Genomic DNA, 15,565 nt, shown 5'->3' with positions numbered 1-15,565 from the left:
TCAGTACTCCCGTAGCAGCGTGCCCGAGCCGTAGACCTTGTCTTCGATGCCGTTGTCGCGCAACGCCATCCACCAGGTGGCGGCGTTGATGGCGATGACCGGCTTGCCGAGCCAGCGCTCCGCCTCGTCGGCGAGCCCGACCATGGACAGGTTTGTTCCACATTGGACCAAGGCGTCGACCTCGGGTGAGTTGACCTTGATTAGGGCCTGCCGTAGCTCATCCGTGCTCACGTGCGCGATGGATACCGCGGTCGGGCACTTGAGACCCTCGATGGCCACCACCTCGAACCCGATCTCGGAGAAGAACCGGACCACGTTGGTGTCGCCGATCGGCTGGTAGGGCGTCACCACCCCGATCCGTCTGGCACCGAACAGGTTCAGCGCCCGCTCGCAGGCCTCCGCGCCGGTGGCCACCTCGAGGCCGGTGATGGCGTTGATCTGGCGCACGAACTCGCGATTGCCCTCCACTCCGCCCCAGAAGGTCTCCGCCGACATGCCCATCACCATGTAGTCGGGCTCGCAGGTGAGCACCCGCTCGCAGGCCGAGCCGATCTCGTCGCGGATCTGCACCAGCAGGTTCTCGAAGTTCGCGTCGTCGGACAGATCCTGGTTACGGATGTGAATGCGGGAGAAGTGGGAGGTGACACCGGGCACGGTCATCGAGTAGAAGTCGGGCTCGACAATGGTGTTGGTGGAGGGCGCGATGACACCGAACTTGCGGCGCCAGCCCAAAGCATCGGTCATGCTGACTCCCCAGTGGATGAGTGTGCGAAGCGGCGTGCGAGCAGCCACGCCGCCACGAAGAAGCAGAGCTGCGCGGCGGTGTTGGTGCTTTGCTCAATCCATTGGAACGTCACGGTTTCGTGCTTCGGGTGGCCCCGTAGCGGCACCAGGGCCATCACCGCGGCGATACCGAGGGTGAAGAGAGCTGCCGCGGCCCACAGCTTGCGGCGCACCGCGAGCACGATGCCGGTGACGCTGATGAGGGTGACGCCGGCCGTGGCGACGATAAAGGGTTGCCAGGCGGCGAGCGCCAGCGCGAGCAGCACCCAGTAGCTGCGCAGCAGCGAGGTCAGCAGGAGCACGGCGCCCACCGACATCAGCGGGAACAGCAGCCCTTCCAGCCAGGGCAGGTCGATCTGCCACCCAGCGACGAGCAGTTTCCAGACCGACTTGGCCACCCCGCCCAGCCCGATCAGGACGGCGCCGACGCGGCCCAGCCAAAGCAGCGCAGTGCCGGCGAGGCTTCGTAATCCGGCCAGCAGCCAGAATCCGCCGAAGGCCAGCAGGGTGGGAACGAAGTCCTCCACCGCCATGGCGACCGGATAGCTGGGTGTGGTCATGACGTGAACACCTCCCGCTTGCGGAACGCGGTCATGAACCGCCACATGGCTTTGCCGCGGGTCAGCCAGGCCACGCGAGCGCCGTTGGGCGCACCGGCGAGCACCTTGGCCGCCAGCCACGGTGTCACCGTCTCCACCCGGTCGGCCAGGATGTTGAAGATCTTCTTGGCCTCGGCGAACTCTTCGGGCGTGTAGTCGTGGGTCAGCAGATCGGTGACCACCATGCCGGGGGAGAGGTGATGCACGGTCACCGGGGTGCCCTTGACCTCCTTGGCGAGGCTGTCGGTCAGGTAGGTCACCGCGCGTTTGGTGGCGCCGTAGGTGGTCAGGCCGGGCCGGATCATGCCGTTGGAGCCGAAGCCCTCCATGTTCCACAGCGCGCCCCGGCCCTGACCGATCATGCCCGCGAGCACGATCGCGCTGGCGTGGGCGAGGGAGCGCAGGTTGAGGTCGATGGTGGCGTCGAGGTCGGCCGGGGGCAGCTGCCACAGCTTCTTGCGGGCCGGGGACATGCCCGCGTTGTTGATCCAGATGTCGACGCCGCCGAAGCGGTCGGCGGCCTCGTCCCAGACCCGTTGCACGTTTTCGCGTTTGGTGACGTCGGCGACGATCCCGTGCGCTCCGGCGATGTCGGCGACCGAGCGTCCACAGTAGACGGTCTGACAACCGAGCTTGACGAATTCGGTGACCAAACCGGCGCCTATACCGCGCGTGCCGCCGGTCACCACCACGGTGGTGCTCATGCCGTAGGCCTCCAAGTGATCACGCCGTGCAGGACCGAGTCGAGCACGTTTCCGTGGAAGATCTCGTAGACGACGGCCAGCCGGCCACGGCTGGACATGCCGCTGTCGGAGTCGATGGCGAACTCGCGGCTGCGCACCTTCACCACATCGGTGAAGTGCCACGAGCCGAAACTTGCGCGGCCGAAGCCGATCGCGTTGCCCCAGGCTTGCGGGCCTTCGAAGAACAGCCGGTTGCCATCGCGGCGGGCGTCGGTGGTGAAGGTGCGCTCGCCCCAGCTGACCGTGCGGCGGGTGCGCAGCAGGTCGATCGGTTCCAGCGCCAGCGAAACATCGACGGTGCCGCGCGGCTTCTGGTCCGCGCCCCACAGCTCGCACTCGCCTTCGAACACCCCCGCCTGTTTGGTGGGAAGGATGTAGGGCACCGGACCGCGGCGGGTCTCCGCATCGAGGAAGGCGGCTATGTGCGCCTCGTCGTCGGAGCGGGTGTAGACGCCGTTGAAGCAGCCGACGACCGCCCAGCCCTGGTACAGCACCGAGGAGTAGACCTGGGTCTGGCCGTCGGGCAGCACCTGGTTCCACGTGTTCAGGTCGACCTGCCAGCCGGGGCCGTAGTAGTGGGCGTCGACGAACGAGCCGTAGGGCTGGCCGGTGCCGTAGAAGTCGGGACCGGTGTAGACGCGGTTTGCGTCGGAGTCGACCACCCCGAACTCGAACGGCGCGGCCAGCTTGAACTGCCCGGCGAGCGGGCCGCCGCCGACCAGGCCGCCGTCCATGCGGTAGGTGGTGACACCGTCGGCGAAAGTGCTGGAGCGCCTGATGTCTTCGAAGCCGCACCAGGTACCCGTCGAATCAAAAAGCGATGGGCGGCCATGCCATTCGCCCGCGATGCGCTGCTGCCACCGGCTGGGCTCGTCAGCCATTGCTGATCAATTCGGCGCGCAGCATGTCGGTCGTTTCGTCGCCGAGCAGGCGCGACACCTGCGCCCAGACCGGATCGACGTCGCGGCTGAAGATGTTGCCGCGCACCAAGGCATCCCGGGCGGCCAGATCGGTGTCGTCGACCTGCAATCCCTTGTGTACCAACGCCGACCAGTGCGCCTGGTAGGCGGCGACGGCCTCGCCGATGGTGCCGAACGCCTCCTCGGTGGCCCGGTGCACCAGCATCCACGGCGACATCACCGCATACTGACGCGGGCCGATGGCTGCCTTGGACAGGCCCTCCAGCGCCGTGGTCTCCTCGAAGACCGGGGTCAGCGGGGCGAACGCCTCGTCCATATAGGACAGATGGCTGGCCAGCTCGGCCCGCGGGATGAGGTCGAGGTGGAAGGCATAGTAGGCGCCGCCGTAGACCGAGTCGAGCGTGAAGTGGGGGACAGCGCTGTCCTCGGGCGTGAACGCGAAGATCATGTGGCTGTCCAGCTGGAACTGCGGCACCACCAGGCTGATGTTCACCACCTTCGCCACCGCGCTGCCGCGCCAGGTGCGCAGGCGGCCGACGTCACCGAAGGTGTTGCCGAGCACCTCGTCGCGGACGAGGGTCAGCTCGTGACTGTCCAAAATGGAGGCGAGGGTGCGCTCGGCGAGGGCGAGGGGCAGGCTCACGATTCCGGTTCTCCTTCAACGTCTTTGACCTGGGGGTGGTATCCGTGGGCCTTGTGCACCCAGGCGCGGGCGAGCTCCGGGTTCTCCCGGCGGGCGGGCGAGGCGATGACGGTCGCCTCCCGCCTGGGCACATCACCCATGATCTTGTCGTCGTCAGTGAGCATCCAGCCCTTGTCGGCCAGCTCCTGACGGCGGCGGCGGTAAGCGACCGCGATCAGGTCGCTGCGGATGTGCAGCTCCGCGCCGAGATCGAAGGGCAGCAGCTCCGGACGCACCTTGTTAACGACTTCGGCGTCCTGATAGAAGATCTTCATGGTGCGCTCGATGGCGTTCTTGTCGGCCCACTTGCCGGTGAAGAAGGTGCGCAACGCGACCCACTTGACCAGCGTGGTGGTTTCATCGATCGGGATGTTGGTGTCGTAGATGACCAGTTCGCCGATGGGCAGCCGGACATGCAGCTTGATCATGTTGGGCAGCATCCAGCCCGCGCTGGTCTTCACCGGCGGCCGGTTGGCCAGCTTCGTCTTGTCCCGCTTGAAGAAGCTCCACAGCCCGCTGGGCGCGGGCGGGTGCAGGTTCACCGTGGCGAAGGCGCTCCACTCGTCGGGCTGGTCGAGCTCGTACTCCTCGACCTCGGGACGTTCCGGGTTGCCGAAGGCGCCGGCGTGGACAAAGGGCGCATGGGCGATGTCGCAGCCGTTTTCCAGGATCCGTTCGTAGTTGGCCTTCCACAGGAACTCGCCCTGCACCACGCGGAAGCGGCCACCGTTTTCCTTCAGCTCCTCAAACTCGGGCCATACCGGCATCGGCGGGCGTTCCTCCTCGGGCAGATCTCCGAGAAAGACCCAAACAAAACCATATTTTTCTTGTACCGGGTACGAGTCCACCCGCGCCTTGCGCGGAATGGCCCGCCCGGGCAGGTTCGCCGGAATCTTCGTGCACTGGCCGTCGGGTTCGTACTCCCAGCCGTGGTACGGGCACACGATGCAGTCGCCCTTGACCGTGCCGCCCGACAGCGCCGCGCCCCGGTGCACGCACAGATCCGACAGCGCGACCGGCCGCCCCTTCGGGGTGCGGTACAGCGCCAGATGCTGGCCCAGCACAGTGACCCGGGCCGGTTTGGTGGTGACCCGGTCGGCGAACTCCACCGCGTACCAGAAATTCTTCAGCATGGCTCGTTCCTCACATGGTGGTGCAGAAAGTCTCCGATCAGGCCGCTGAGAGTCTCGCGGCTGACCGCCGGGTCGGTGCTCGCCTCCCGATCCAGGAAGGCCCGCGCCGCGGTGTGGTCGACCGGATGCACGATGGCGAAATGGTTCGCCCCCGGCAGGGTCACCATCTGATGCGGGCCGGGCGGCAGCGCCTCGGTGAAGGTGCGGGTGATCGGATCCTTGCGGGTGGCCGGGTCCTCGCCGTAGCGGTCCGCCGAACCGTTGATGACGCCGTCGTTCTCGCCCGCCAGCAACAGCACTGGGCAGTCGACCTGGGCCGGCAACACGGTTCCGGCCGGCCAGCCGAGCATGGTGGCCACCATGGTGTGCGCGCCGTAGGTGACGACCGCCTTCACCTCGGGGACGAACCGGGCCGACTGCAGCGCCACCGTGCCGCCCGCTGAGTGGCCGATCAGGGCCACCCGGTCGAGGTCGAGCAGGCCGTCCAGCGGGCCGGTCATGTCGCGCAGCGCATCGAGCACCGGGCGCAGGCTCGGGCAGGTCGGCCGTTTGCCGTACCCGTCGGGCCGGGCGGCGTCGAGGTCCACGCCGGGCGTGATGCCGTGCATGCCGCCGAACAGCGTGCCCACCCAGTCGAAGGTGACCGCGACGAAGCCCTTTGCGGCCAGCTCGGTCGCCAGCCAGCGGTAGCCCTCCTGGCCGACGTTGACGCCGGAGATGATGAGCGCCACCGGAAACGGCGCCCCTTCGGCGTCGGCGGCCATCACGCCGGAAAGCCGCTCGCGGTCGCTGCCGTCGGGCGCGGCCGGATAGTAGACCCGCAGGTGCGCGGTATCGAAGGGCGCCTTGGCACCCGGGATCGTGGCCGCCCACCACACGCTTCGGATAGTGCTCATGGCCGGGGGAGCTTTCGGTCGCCGCCCCAGAGGGCGCGCACGAGTTTGTCGGTGGTCTCCTGACCGAAAAGGCGCACGCCCATCACGTTGGCCGGGTCGCGGTCGGCGATGTTGCGCCGGATCCGTTCGTCGGTCGCGCGCAGCGCCGCCTGCTCGCTCTCCGGGACCTTTTCCGCCTCGTCGACCCAGCGCAGCCAGCGGTCGACGTGGTCGTGGGTGACCTGCGAGACGATGTCGAGATTGCGGTCGCTGCGCCCGAACGAGTAGCAGTAAGCGGTCGGCGACAGGCTGGCCCGGATGAAACCGGCGCGGCTGATGAAGTATTCGAACTCGGGGTCGGCCCGGCGCTCCAGCCACTGCTCGTTGGCGGGCTCGTAGTACTTGTCGTAGTACTCGCCGTCTTCGACCATGTTCACCCGCGGCACCGAGTCGACGTAGAACCAGCCCTCCGGCCACACCAGCAGCGCGATGCCCAGGTGCGGTACCTTGACCTGCGGGCCCAGCCATACGGTCAGGTGCAGGTTGGCGAAGCTGGCGCTGGGGTTGCCGATCCACGAGTGCACCATCCAGTCCACCTCCGGGCCGCTGTAGGCCGCGAGTGAGCCGCCGGGGCCGTCCGGGTACCCGCCGTAGCTTTCCAGCTCCAATGTGGACGGATCGCGGGTGGTCTCGAAGCGCGCATCGATTTTGGCCTTTAGTGCCGCGAGCAGCTCCTGGAACCGGTGAAAGGTGTCGTGGACATCGATGATCGGTGAGTCGTCGACCATGTCCTCGACATGGCGCAATGTTTCGGCCACGTGGGCTTCTACCCTTCTATGAGTGCGTGCAGCAGCCGCCACGGGCGGCCGTCGACCAGATCGGTGTTGCGCGAGACCAGACGGTTGGCCGCCTGCGCCGGAGCGACGACGGCGTGGGTGACCTCCTCGCCCGGCTTGGCCTCGGTGATGATCGGATGGCTGATCCGTCCCGTGAACGGGCCTTCCCATTGCGTCCAGAGCGTGAAGTCGCCCGACAGCGAGAACACCGCTTGCGAGTGGACAAGATTGAGCCGGTTCTCCGCCGCCCGCTCGGGCAGCCCCAGCGCCAGCTCCCACGGCTCCTGCGGCTCACCGAGCACCACCACAACGTCGGCATCATCGAGCGCGGCCAGCCGGAAGTGTTCCGGCACAATGGAATCCTCGCCAATCACGATCGCCAGCCGCCCCCACGGCATGGCGAACACGCACGGCGCCTCGCCCTGCTCCTGCCGCCCGACCACTCCTTGCGCCCCCACCAACACCCCGCCGGTGGCTTGAGCGAGGACGGCGTGGGCGGTCGTGTTGGCCAGGGCGGTGGCGACGGCCGAAGGGTCGGCGGGGACGGTGAGCAGGATCAGCTCGGCGCCGTCGGCGGCGGCTGTGGCCACGGCGTCGGGGGAGCGGACCACGGCCACGTTGAGGCTAGGCGCTCCGGCCGGGTGCCGGCGGCCGTGTGGGGGCTGGGCGAGTGGGCCATAGAGGGCGGGTCGGCGCGCGGTGAAGGCGCGTCCTTTGGCGTCGGCCAGGGCGGGGTCGATGTCGGCGATGACTACGGCCTCGCCGGTGCGGGGGCCTCTGGCGACGACGGTGCCGTCTGGGGCGACGATCTGGCTCTCGCCCGCGCCGTGCAGCCACTGCGGCGGAACTCCCAGACCCGCGCTGATCCGCGGGAGGTGCTCGATCGGCAGCAGCGGGCCAATCTTGTTGGCGGCCACCACCCAGACCCGGTTCTCGGCGGCGCGCACCGGGATGTGCAGGCTCGCCTCGTCGGTGGCGAACGAGTTGAGGCTGTTGAGCAGCACCTGTGCCCCGCGCAGGGCCAGGCCGCGGGCGACCTCGGGCAGCACCCCCTCCATGCACGCGTACATGCCAAGGCGGCCAAGCGGTGTGTCGACGATCGGGCCGACCTGCCCGCCGGGGTTCAGGAAGTCGTTCTCGCTGCCCATCAAGGTCTGCTTGTCGCACTGGCCGAGGAGCTCGCCGGACGGTCCAAACAGGAAGTTGGTGCCGCCGGTGGTCCCATCGGGGTGGGCGTGGGTCACGTTGACTTTGAGGTGGACGCCGTGCCGGGCGGCGCGCTCGCTCAGCGAGGTGAGGAAGGGGTCGCCGGGCCGGGTGGCGCGTTCGCGGGCCTGCGCGCGGTCGGCGTACCAAGAAAGATGGTTGCAGAACTCGGGCAGGACGATCAGCTGTGCGCCCCGGGCGGCGGCGTCGTCGATGAGGCGCAGGCAGGTGGCGAGGTTTTCGGACACGTCCTGGGTCGCCTCGAGTTGCACCGCGGCGACTCTGACCAATCCCATCGCACCCCTCCGGTTCCCGTAGCGAAACGCTGTTTCCCGAAACTACACTCGCCCGGGAGTTTTCAACAGGGGTACGTCTCTACTGGAGGATGGCCGATGCTGACCCACGTGGTGCTGATGAAATTCGCCGACCCGGCCGATGCTGCCAAGTCGGCGCGGCTATTGGAAGACCTGATCGGCAAGGTGGAGTCGATTCGTACCCTTGAGGTGCGTCTGGACGAGTTGCGCACCGAGGTTTCCTGGGATCTTTTCCTGGTCACCACCCATGACGACGCCGACGGGCTCAAGGCCTACCAGACCGACCCGGTGCATCTGGAGCTGGCGAGCTGGCTCAAACCACGCCTGGCCGCCCGGGCGGTGGTCGACTACACCGCCGGGTAGGCGTTGGCGGCCAGGCCTGCCCCGCCCGCGCGGAACGCGGCCGGGGCATGCACCACACAGGTTTGGGCGTACTCGGCGATGCCCTCGTCACCGTATTCGCGCCCGAAACCGGAACGTTTCACCCCGCCGAAAGGAGCCCGCAACGCCAGCCCGGTGCGGTTGTGGGTGTTGACGAAGACGAAACCCGCCTCGATGCGCCGGGCCACCGCAAAGGCGTGTTCCTCGTCGGCGGACCAGATCGACGCGCCCAGGCCCAGCTCGCCCGCGTTGGCCTGGGCGATGACCTCCTCAAGGCCGGAGTAGGTCAGCATCGGCACGGTCGGCCCGAACTGCTCCTGAGTCACCAGCGGTGAGCCGGGCGGCGGGTCGAGCACCAGCGAGGGGGCCACGAAATAGCCGTCTGCCAGGCCGTCGTCGACGCGGCCCAGCGGCAGCCCGGCCCCGAACGAGCGCACGCGCCGCGCCGCCTGCGCCGAGATGAGCGGGCCCATGGTGACGCCTTCGGCCAGGGGATCGCCGGTGCGCAGTACCACGGAAGCAGCCTCTAAATAGGACTCGACGAACCTTTCCCGGATCGAGGAGTGGACGTAGAGCCGTTTGGCGGCCATGCACACCTGGCCGCTGGTGGCGAAGCTCGCCATCACCAGCCGCTGCATCGCCGAGGGGGAAAGGTCGGCGTCGGGCAGGAAGATGGCCGCATCGTTGCCACCCAGCTCCATGACCGTGGGCGTGATCTGGGTGGCGGCCGCGGCGAGCACATGCCGGGCCGCTTCGCTGCCGCCGGTGAAGGCGACCTTGCGCACCAGCGGGTGGCCGACCAGCGCCGCGCCGACGTCGGCGCCGCCGTGCACGATGAAGACGGGCAGGCTGGGGGCGAGCAGGCGTACCACCCGGTCGATGGTCAGCGGGGCCAGCGGCGACGGCTTGACCACGATGGTGTTTCCCGCCGCGAGCGCCGGTGCGATCTTCAGCATCGCCAGGATGATCGGGGCGTTCCACGGGGTGATCGCGGCGACCACCCCGAAAGGCTTACGCAGCAAAAGCATCCGGCCCGCCGCGTCGTCGACCTCCGCGTCGGCCAGCACGGCCGCGGCCCGGCTCGCGACCCACCGCAGGAACGTCAGCGAGAAAGCCAGCTCACCCCGGCAGTCGGCCAGCACCTTGCCGGTTTCGCGGGCCAGCAGGACGGCCAGCTCGCCCAGGTGCGGCTCGAGCGTGTCCGCCGCGGCTTCGAGCAGACGCAACCTGTCTTGGATCGGAGTGCGCGACCATCGGCCGAACGCGGCATCGGCCGCCTCCACCGGCGGCACGCCCACCGGCACCGACCCGACGATTTCGCTTGGCCGGGCCGGATTCTCCCGTGAGATCGGCTCAGTCATGGCGCAACATCGACGTGCGCAGCAGGTACTGGCGGGCCTTGACCGGGTCGGCGGCCATTTCCCGGATGCCCGCAAGGTGCGCCGCCGGGTCGCGCATGCGTTCCCAGTTGGTGTGCGAAACCCGGCGCACGAAGTCGAGCGCCACCCGCCTGCGCTGCTGCGGCACCTCGCCCAGATCGGGGAAGGCTTGCGCATAGGCGATCGCGTCGTGGATGCCCGAGTTCATGCCCAGCCCGCCCAGCGGGTTGTTCACGTGCGCAGCGTCGCCGGCCAGCAGCACATTGCCCACCTGGAACGTCGCGGCCACCCGCTGATGCACCCGGTAGATGCTCGCGTGCGCCACCCGCCACGGCCGGCCGAAGTCGCGGATGCCTTGCAGCCGTTGCCCAAGCCGGGCCAGCTCGGCCTCGTCCGGGGTGTCTTCGGGCGTGGGCAGCAGCACCCGCCAATGGTCGGGCGTGCGCAGTAGCACCGCCCACTCCACCGGATCGAAGACGTAGTTGACCAGGGCCAGCCCGTCCAGCTCCTCATCGGTGGAGGCGACGAGGAACCGTTCCGGGTAGGTGATCCCGTCGAAGGCCACGCCGAGGCTGCGCCGCACCGCGGAGTGGGCGCCGTCCGCGGCGATCACCCAGTCGGCGGTGACCTCACGACCGTCCGCTGTGGACACTGTGCTGCCGTTGACCGCCGCCACCGGCCAGCCGAAGCGCACCTCGCAGTTGTCGTGCGCCAGCAGGTGTTCCAGCAGGATCGGGGTCAGCTTCGACTGCTCGCACTGGACCCGGTACGGGTAGGGCGTGTCGTCCTTGAGCAGCCCGAGATCCAGCTCAGCGATCAGGCCGTGGCGGTCGCGGTAGGCGAAGGTCGGCGAGATGAGGCCGCGCGCCATCAGCTGTGGCAGCACCCCGAGCTCCTTGAGCATCGACAGCGTGGGCGGATGGAAGGTCGAGGCCCGAGACTCCGCGGCCAAACCGTCTCCGGCCTCCAGCACGGTCACGGCGAAGCCGCGCTTGGCCAGCGCCAGCGCGGCGGTCAGCCCGACCGGGCCCGCCCCCACCACCACGATCACAGGGCGTACCTCGCGTCTAGCGCCAGAGCTTCTTCCTGCCCGATGAGCCCGGTGAATTCAGACCATTTCATCGTGGGTACCTCCTCAGCCCGCCCCGAATACACCGCCTGCACCGCGTGCACCGCGGCGAGGAACGCGGTCGTGGGCCGCAACACCAGCCGCACCCCGGCGGCGCCCAGCTCGTCGTCGGTTGCTTGGTGGGCACGGCTTCCCGCGGCCTCGGACAGGTTCACCACGAGCGGCATCCCGTCGAAGCGGGCCAGCTGCGCCGGATCGGTGACCCCTTCCGGGAACACCGCGTCAGCCCCCGCCGCCAGATAGGCATCGGCCCTTCGCAGCGTCTCGTCCAGGCCCGCGACCGAGTAGGCGTCGGTTCGCGCGATCACCACTATCCCCGTGGCTGCTTCAGCGACCGCGCGCACCTTCGCGGCGGCCACGTCCGTCTCCACCAGCTCCTTGCCGCCCAGATGCCCGCACCGCTTGGGCTGCACCTGATCCTCGATGTGCAGCCCGGCTATCCCGGCTCGCGCGTACCGCTGCGCCGTCCACACCGCTTGCAAAGCGTTGCCATATCCGGTGTCCGCGTCAGCCAGCAACGGAATACCCCGCAACGACGGCATCAAAGCCGCCGCCCGAGCGGCCAGGTGAGTGCCGTGCACATAGCCCAAGTCGGGCAGCCCAAGCTCGAGCGCCGACGTCACTGCTCCCGACAAATGCACCACCCGATGTCCGGCTTGCGCCGCCAGAGCAGCCGTCACCGGATCCCACACCCCGTGCACCGGCACGGTGTCAAGCCCGCGCAACAGTGCCCGCAGCTTCTCCGCCCCCGTGCCGGGCGGTGCTTCTGCGCGGCCCGGCAAAAATGAGACGGCAAGGGGTGGGGGATCGGTGGGGGAGGTCATGGGCGGGAGTGCAGGGCGAAGCCGGCCTCGACGCCGACGACGCGGGGGTTGGTGAAGAAGCGCAGGGTTTCCGCGGTGCCCTCCTCGCCGGTGCCGGACAGACCCCAGGCCGGGCGCGGGGTGAACAGGTGCAGGCTCATGATGCTCGAGCCGTTCACCTTCACCTCACCGCAGCGGATGCGCCTGGCCAACGCCAGGGCGGCTTCCTCGTCTCCGCCCAGGACATAGCCTTCCAGGCCGTAGGGCGTTCCGTTGGCCAGCGCCACCGCTTCGTCCAATGTGGAGTAGGTGTGCACCGCGGCGACCGGGCCGAAGATCTCCTCGGTGGTGCGCGCCGGATCAGCGCCGACGACCAGCGCGGGGGCCAGATAGTTGCCCTCGCCGGGGACAGCGGTCGGGGATAGAACCTGGCCACCGAGCCCGTCGCGGGCGGCCGCCACCACGGCGCGGTGCCGCGAGTGGATCAGCGGGCCGAAGTCGGTCTCGGGATCGAGCGGCGGGCCGACCCGAAGGGCGGCAAGCCTTTCGCCGATCGCGGCCAGGATGTCGGCCGACCGCGCTTCCGGCAGGATGAGCCGGCCCAGAGCGCGGCACCACTGACCGTTGAGGGTGGTCAGCAGGTCGACCGCGGCGCGGGCGACATCGTCGACGGCCGCATCGGGCAGCGCCACCAGCGGGTTGTTGCCGCCCAATTCCAGCTGCACCGGCTTGATGTCGTAGGCGCAGGCGGCCGCGACCGACCGGCCACCGGCCAGCCCACCGGTGAAGGAGACCGCCCGGATCAGTGGATTGCCCACCAGCCGGGCCCCGGTGGCGGCGCCGCCGTGCACGAGCTGAAAGACCCCGGGGTGAATCCCGTGTTCCTGCAACCCTTCGGCGATGGCGGCGGCCAGCAGCTGGGTGCCAAGCGGTGCCAGCTCGCTGGGTTTGACGATGGCCGGGCAACCGGCCGCGAGCGCGTTGGCCACCTTGTGCGCGGCCATCGGCGCGGGCGCGTTCCACGGTACCAGGCACGCGGCGGGACCCCACGGCAGCCGGTCGACCATGGCCAGGCGGCCGTCCTCGCGCGGCAGCGAAGTGCTCAGCCAGCCCTCGCGAAGCTGGGCGGCGGCCAGGCGGAAGGCCCCGGACAGGATGACCGAAAGCATGGCGGCCTGCCGGATCGGCACCCCGGTGGCGTTAGCCTCGACGGTCACGATGTCCGCCGCGACGGCCTCCACCCGATCGGCGACGGCGTCGAGCACCTGCGCGCGATCGGTTTCCAGCCAGCTGCCGCTGTCGAACGCGGCCTGCGCGGCGCGCACCGCTTCGTCAACGCGGCCCGGCGAGGAGGCGCGGGCGGGACCGAGGTCTGCGCCGGTCGCCGGATCCTCAAGCTGGAAATCCAGCTCCTGCTCGCAATCGCGCCAGGAGCCGTCGACCAGATCCCTCACGATGCGGCTCCCTCATTGGCGAACAGGGCGTTGGCGCGGTCGGTGGTCACCATCGACGCGGCCTCAAGCCTGCCTCGTTCCGGCGGGAACGTCATCACCAGCCCCATCGCCAGATCGCGCATGGCCCGCCCGACCACCCCGTTCATGGTCGCGCCCGAGGTGCCCGACGCCTTGAACGCGCCCATCGCCACCTCGAAGGCGGCCTCGCAGATCGAGCCCTTGGCCAGCCGCCACTGCCGGTAAACGTCGGCTTTCGGGGCGATCGGCGGCTCGGAGGACTCCAGCAGCAGCTGGCGCTTGAGCCACAGGTAGGCCGTTTCCAGGCGCTCGGTCATCTCGCCGATGATGACCTGGTGCATGGGCGACTCGGCGATGGAACGGCCGGTGTCGGCGAAGGTCTTGCGGGTCAGCCCGTGCAGGGTGTGGTCGTAGACCTGCTGGGCGGCACCCACGTACACGGCGGTGATGGCGAGCTGGTTGCCCACGAAACTGCCGCGGCTGCACTGCAGCATCTTGACGAAGGCGCCTTCTACGGTCAGGGCTTCCTCACTTGGTACCCAGACCTCCTCAAGCTTGATGCCATGGTTGGCCGACCCGCGCATGCCGATCCCGTCCCAGGGCGCGCGGCTGCTGACGCCTTCGGCGTCGCGGGGGACGAGAAACAGGGCCAGGCCGTCGGCGTTGCTGGTGCCGTCGAGCCGGGCGGTCACCAGATAGGTGTCGGCCACCCCGGTGGCGCAGCCGAAGGACTTCTCACCGGTGATCAGCCAGCCGGACCCGCCGTCGCGGGTGGCGGGCCGGGCGGTGGTGGCGATGGCGATGTTGGCGCTGGAGCTTTTCACCGACTCGCTGGCGAAGTTGGCCAGCCAGGTGCCATCGGCCATGCGCTGCAACACCTTGTGGGCGAAGGCGCGCACGGCCGGGACATCGGCGTCGTCGAAAAGCCCGATGTCGATGGCTTCCAGCGGCAGCAGCCCTCGTGAGGCGCTGGTGTTGTGAAAGAAGTAGGCCAGCGCGGTCGACGGGCACGCGGTGCCCATGGCGAAGGTGGCCGCCGCCAGATCGCGCAGCCCACCGCCCAGCCCGCCGTATTCGGTGGGCACCACGAGACCGAGCAGCCCGGCGTCGCGCAGCAGCGCCACGTGCCCGGCCGGGAAGACCCCGTCGGCGTCGGCTTGCGCGGCAGCCTCGCGAAGCGCGGGCAGCACCTGCTCGACCCGGGCGGCCCGGTCGCGTTCGGCGCTGGACATGTCGTCGACGAGCCGCTCGCCGGTGTACCGGTCGGCCATCAGTTGCTCCCTTGGGACGGTTGGACGGTGACACCTAACTGGTCGGCGAGTTGCCGCAGATCCTGGGCGGGCACGCTGCCGGCTCCGGTGTCGAAGCAGCGCACCCCGCTTTTCATCGCTACCAGCGCGTTGACCAGGCCCAGCCCGTGATGGGCGAGCAGCCTGACGCGCAGGTTGGCCGGGCGCACCCGCACCACGGCGTCCTGAAGCACCCGGCGCACCTGCAGCGGCGAGGCCTGGCCGACCTCGTGGCAGCCGACCTCGACCTCCGGCAGCGCCGAGGTCAGATACTCCAATGTGGACAGAGTGTCGGCCTCTCGGTCGGGGGCGAAAGCGTCTGTGGCGTAAGCGATCGCGCTCAGGCCGCGCTGGGCGGCCGCCGCGCAGATCCGGCGCACCCGCTCCAGGTCGCCGCCGCCGGGGGTGAACACGGCGACCGGCGAACCGGCCGGGGCCGCCGCCACGTCGGCCGGCTCGCGGGTGAGAAAGCTGGTGCTGATGGAGATTTCGTCGGGCAGTGGATCGGCCAGCTGGCCCCAGGCGCGCGAGTGGAACAGCAGGGGAGCGGTGACGTGTGGGGTGCCCGCCGCGAGCACCTCGCCGACGAAGATGGTGTGGTCGCCGCCCGGGTAGGCGTGCACCACCCGGCAGTCGAGCCAGCCCGTGGCACGGGCCAGCACCGGGCACCCGGTTTCGTGTTGCTGCCACCTGTGGCCGGACTGGGCGAACCGGTCCGGGTGCGGGCCTGCGAAGATCCGCCCGATATGCGCCTGATCCTTGCCCAGAAAACTGATCGCGAACGCGCCCGCCTGTTCCACCAGGGCGCGCGTCGGGAGATGATTGCCCAGACACACCGAGACCAATGGCGGGCGCAGGCTGACCGAGCAGAAGGAGCTCGCGGTCATGCCGTGCCAGGCGCCGTCGGGGCCGAGGGTGGTGACCACGCCTACGCCGCTGGGCCACTGGGCCAGCACGGAGCGAAAGTGCGTGTCTTCCACGAAGGAACTCCTGGGTGTTTCGGATAAGGAAACGCTGTTTC

Annotated in this window: 16 protein-coding genes; 1 reads left to right on the top strand and 15 read right to left on the bottom strand. The window is 69.2% G+C overall.

Going from position 1 to position 15,565, the window contains the following annotated elements; translation table 11 throughout:
* Genes Rhe02_RS02400 through Rhe02_RS02360 form a run of 9 tightly spaced genes read right to left on the bottom strand, consistent with a single transcriptional unit; the run spans position 1 to position 8,073 of the window.
* On the bottom strand, positions 1 to 744 hold the full coding sequence (locus tag Rhe02_RS02400; RefSeq protein WP_203906361.1) for a maleate cis-trans isomerase family protein: 744 nt from the start codon (positions 742 to 744) through the stop codon (positions 1 to 3).
* Positions 741 to 1,343 carry a hypothetical protein gene (locus Rhe02_RS02395; RefSeq protein ID WP_203906360.1) on the bottom strand — a complete coding sequence of 201 codons (603 nt, stop codon included), beginning with the start codon at positions 1,341 to 1,343 and terminating at the stop codon, positions 741 to 743. The genes Rhe02_RS02400 and Rhe02_RS02395 overlap by 4 nt, the downstream gene beginning before the upstream one ends.
* Entirely contained in the window at positions 1,340 to 2,086 is a 747-nt protein-coding gene (locus tag Rhe02_RS02390; RefSeq protein WP_203906359.1) for an SDR family NAD(P)-dependent oxidoreductase, read from the bottom strand. Before Rhe02_RS02390 ends, Rhe02_RS02395 begins: the two co-directional genes overlap by 4 nt.
* On the bottom strand, positions 2,083 to 3,006 hold the full coding sequence (locus tag Rhe02_RS02385; RefSeq protein WP_203906358.1) for a hypothetical protein: 924 nt from the start codon (positions 3,004 to 3,006) through the stop codon (positions 2,083 to 2,085). The genes Rhe02_RS02390 and Rhe02_RS02385 overlap by 4 nt, the downstream gene beginning before the upstream one ends.
* Positions 2,999 to 3,688, bottom strand: coding sequence for a hypothetical protein (locus Rhe02_RS02380; protein WP_203906357.1), 690 nt, complete (start codon positions 3,686 to 3,688; stop codon positions 2,999 to 3,001). Before Rhe02_RS02380 ends, Rhe02_RS02385 begins: the two co-directional genes overlap by 8 nt.
* Positions 3,685 to 4,860 (bottom strand): aromatic ring-hydroxylating dioxygenase subunit alpha, encoded by a 1,176-nt coding sequence (locus Rhe02_RS02375; RefSeq protein WP_203906356.1) that lies wholly within the window; start codon positions 4,858 to 4,860, stop codon positions 3,685 to 3,687. The genes Rhe02_RS02380 and Rhe02_RS02375 overlap by 4 nt, the downstream gene beginning before the upstream one ends.
* On the bottom strand, positions 4,854 to 5,756 hold the full coding sequence (locus Rhe02_RS02370; protein ID WP_203906355.1) for an alpha/beta hydrolase family protein: 903 nt from the start codon (positions 5,754 to 5,756) through the stop codon (positions 4,854 to 4,856). Before Rhe02_RS02370 ends, Rhe02_RS02375 begins: the two co-directional genes overlap by 7 nt.
* The gene (locus Rhe02_RS02365) at positions 5,753 to 6,553 is read right to left on the bottom strand and encodes an oxidoreductase (RefSeq protein ID WP_203906354.1); all 801 of its coding nucleotides are present in this window, start codon (positions 6,551 to 6,553) and stop codon (positions 5,753 to 5,755) included. Before Rhe02_RS02365 ends, Rhe02_RS02370 begins: the two co-directional genes overlap by 4 nt.
* A gap of 8 nt (positions 6,554 to 6,561) precedes the next feature.
* Positions 6,562 to 8,073 (bottom strand): nitrilase-related carbon-nitrogen hydrolase, encoded by a 1,512-nt coding sequence (locus tag Rhe02_RS02360; RefSeq protein WP_203906353.1) that lies wholly within the window; start codon positions 8,071 to 8,073, stop codon positions 6,562 to 6,564.
* Positions 8,074 to 8,169: 96 nt separating this feature from the next.
* Here Rhe02_RS02360 and Rhe02_RS02355 point away from each other — a divergent pair, with 96 nt between their 5' ends.
* Positions 8,170 to 8,454, top strand: coding sequence for a Dabb family protein (locus Rhe02_RS02355; protein WP_203906352.1), 285 nt, complete (start codon positions 8,170 to 8,172; stop codon positions 8,452 to 8,454).
* Here Rhe02_RS02355 and Rhe02_RS02350 read toward each other — a convergent pair.
* The 6 genes from Rhe02_RS02350 to Rhe02_RS02325 are packed head-to-tail and all read right to left on the bottom strand — an operon-like array spanning position 8,439 to position 15,524.
* Positions 8,439 to 9,833 carry an aldehyde dehydrogenase family protein gene (locus Rhe02_RS02350; protein WP_203906351.1) on the bottom strand — a complete coding sequence of 465 codons (1,395 nt, stop codon included), beginning with the start codon at positions 9,831 to 9,833 and terminating at the stop codon, positions 8,439 to 8,441. The two genes, Rhe02_RS02355 and Rhe02_RS02350, sit on opposite strands and share 16 nt — an antisense overlap.
* Complete coding sequence (locus Rhe02_RS02345; protein ID WP_203906350.1) at positions 9,826 to 10,902, bottom strand: FAD-dependent oxidoreductase; 1,077 nt, start codon at positions 10,900 to 10,902, stop codon at positions 9,826 to 9,828. Before Rhe02_RS02345 ends, Rhe02_RS02350 begins: the two co-directional genes overlap by 8 nt.
* Positions 10,899 to 11,804, bottom strand: a complete 906-nt coding sequence (locus Rhe02_RS02340; RefSeq protein ID WP_203906349.1) for an isocitrate lyase/PEP mutase family protein — start codon at positions 11,802 to 11,804, stop codon at positions 10,899 to 10,901. Before Rhe02_RS02340 ends, Rhe02_RS02345 begins: the two co-directional genes overlap by 4 nt.
* Positions 11,801 to 13,237: an aldehyde dehydrogenase family protein gene (locus Rhe02_RS02335; RefSeq protein ID WP_203906348.1), complete on the bottom strand. Its 1,437-nt coding sequence runs from the start codon at positions 13,235 to 13,237 to the stop codon at positions 11,801 to 11,803. Before Rhe02_RS02335 ends, Rhe02_RS02340 begins: the two co-directional genes overlap by 4 nt.
* Complete coding sequence (locus tag Rhe02_RS02330) at positions 13,234 to 14,526, bottom strand: acyl-CoA dehydrogenase family protein (RefSeq protein WP_203906347.1); 1,293 nt, start codon at positions 14,524 to 14,526, stop codon at positions 13,234 to 13,236. The genes Rhe02_RS02335 and Rhe02_RS02330 overlap by 4 nt, the downstream gene beginning before the upstream one ends.
* Entirely contained in the window at positions 14,526 to 15,524 is a 999-nt protein-coding gene (locus tag Rhe02_RS02325) for a flavin reductase (RefSeq protein ID WP_203906346.1), read from the bottom strand. The genes Rhe02_RS02330 and Rhe02_RS02325 overlap by 1 nt, the downstream gene beginning before the upstream one ends.
* Positions 15,525 to 15,565 lie beyond the last annotated feature (41 nt).

It is taken from the genome of Rhizocola hellebori, assembly GCF_016862955.1.
GTDB classification, from domain to species: Bacteria; Actinomycetota; Actinomycetes; order Mycobacteriales; family Micromonosporaceae; genus Rhizocola; species Rhizocola hellebori.
This window is presented reverse-complemented; position numbering and strand designations above follow the sequence as displayed.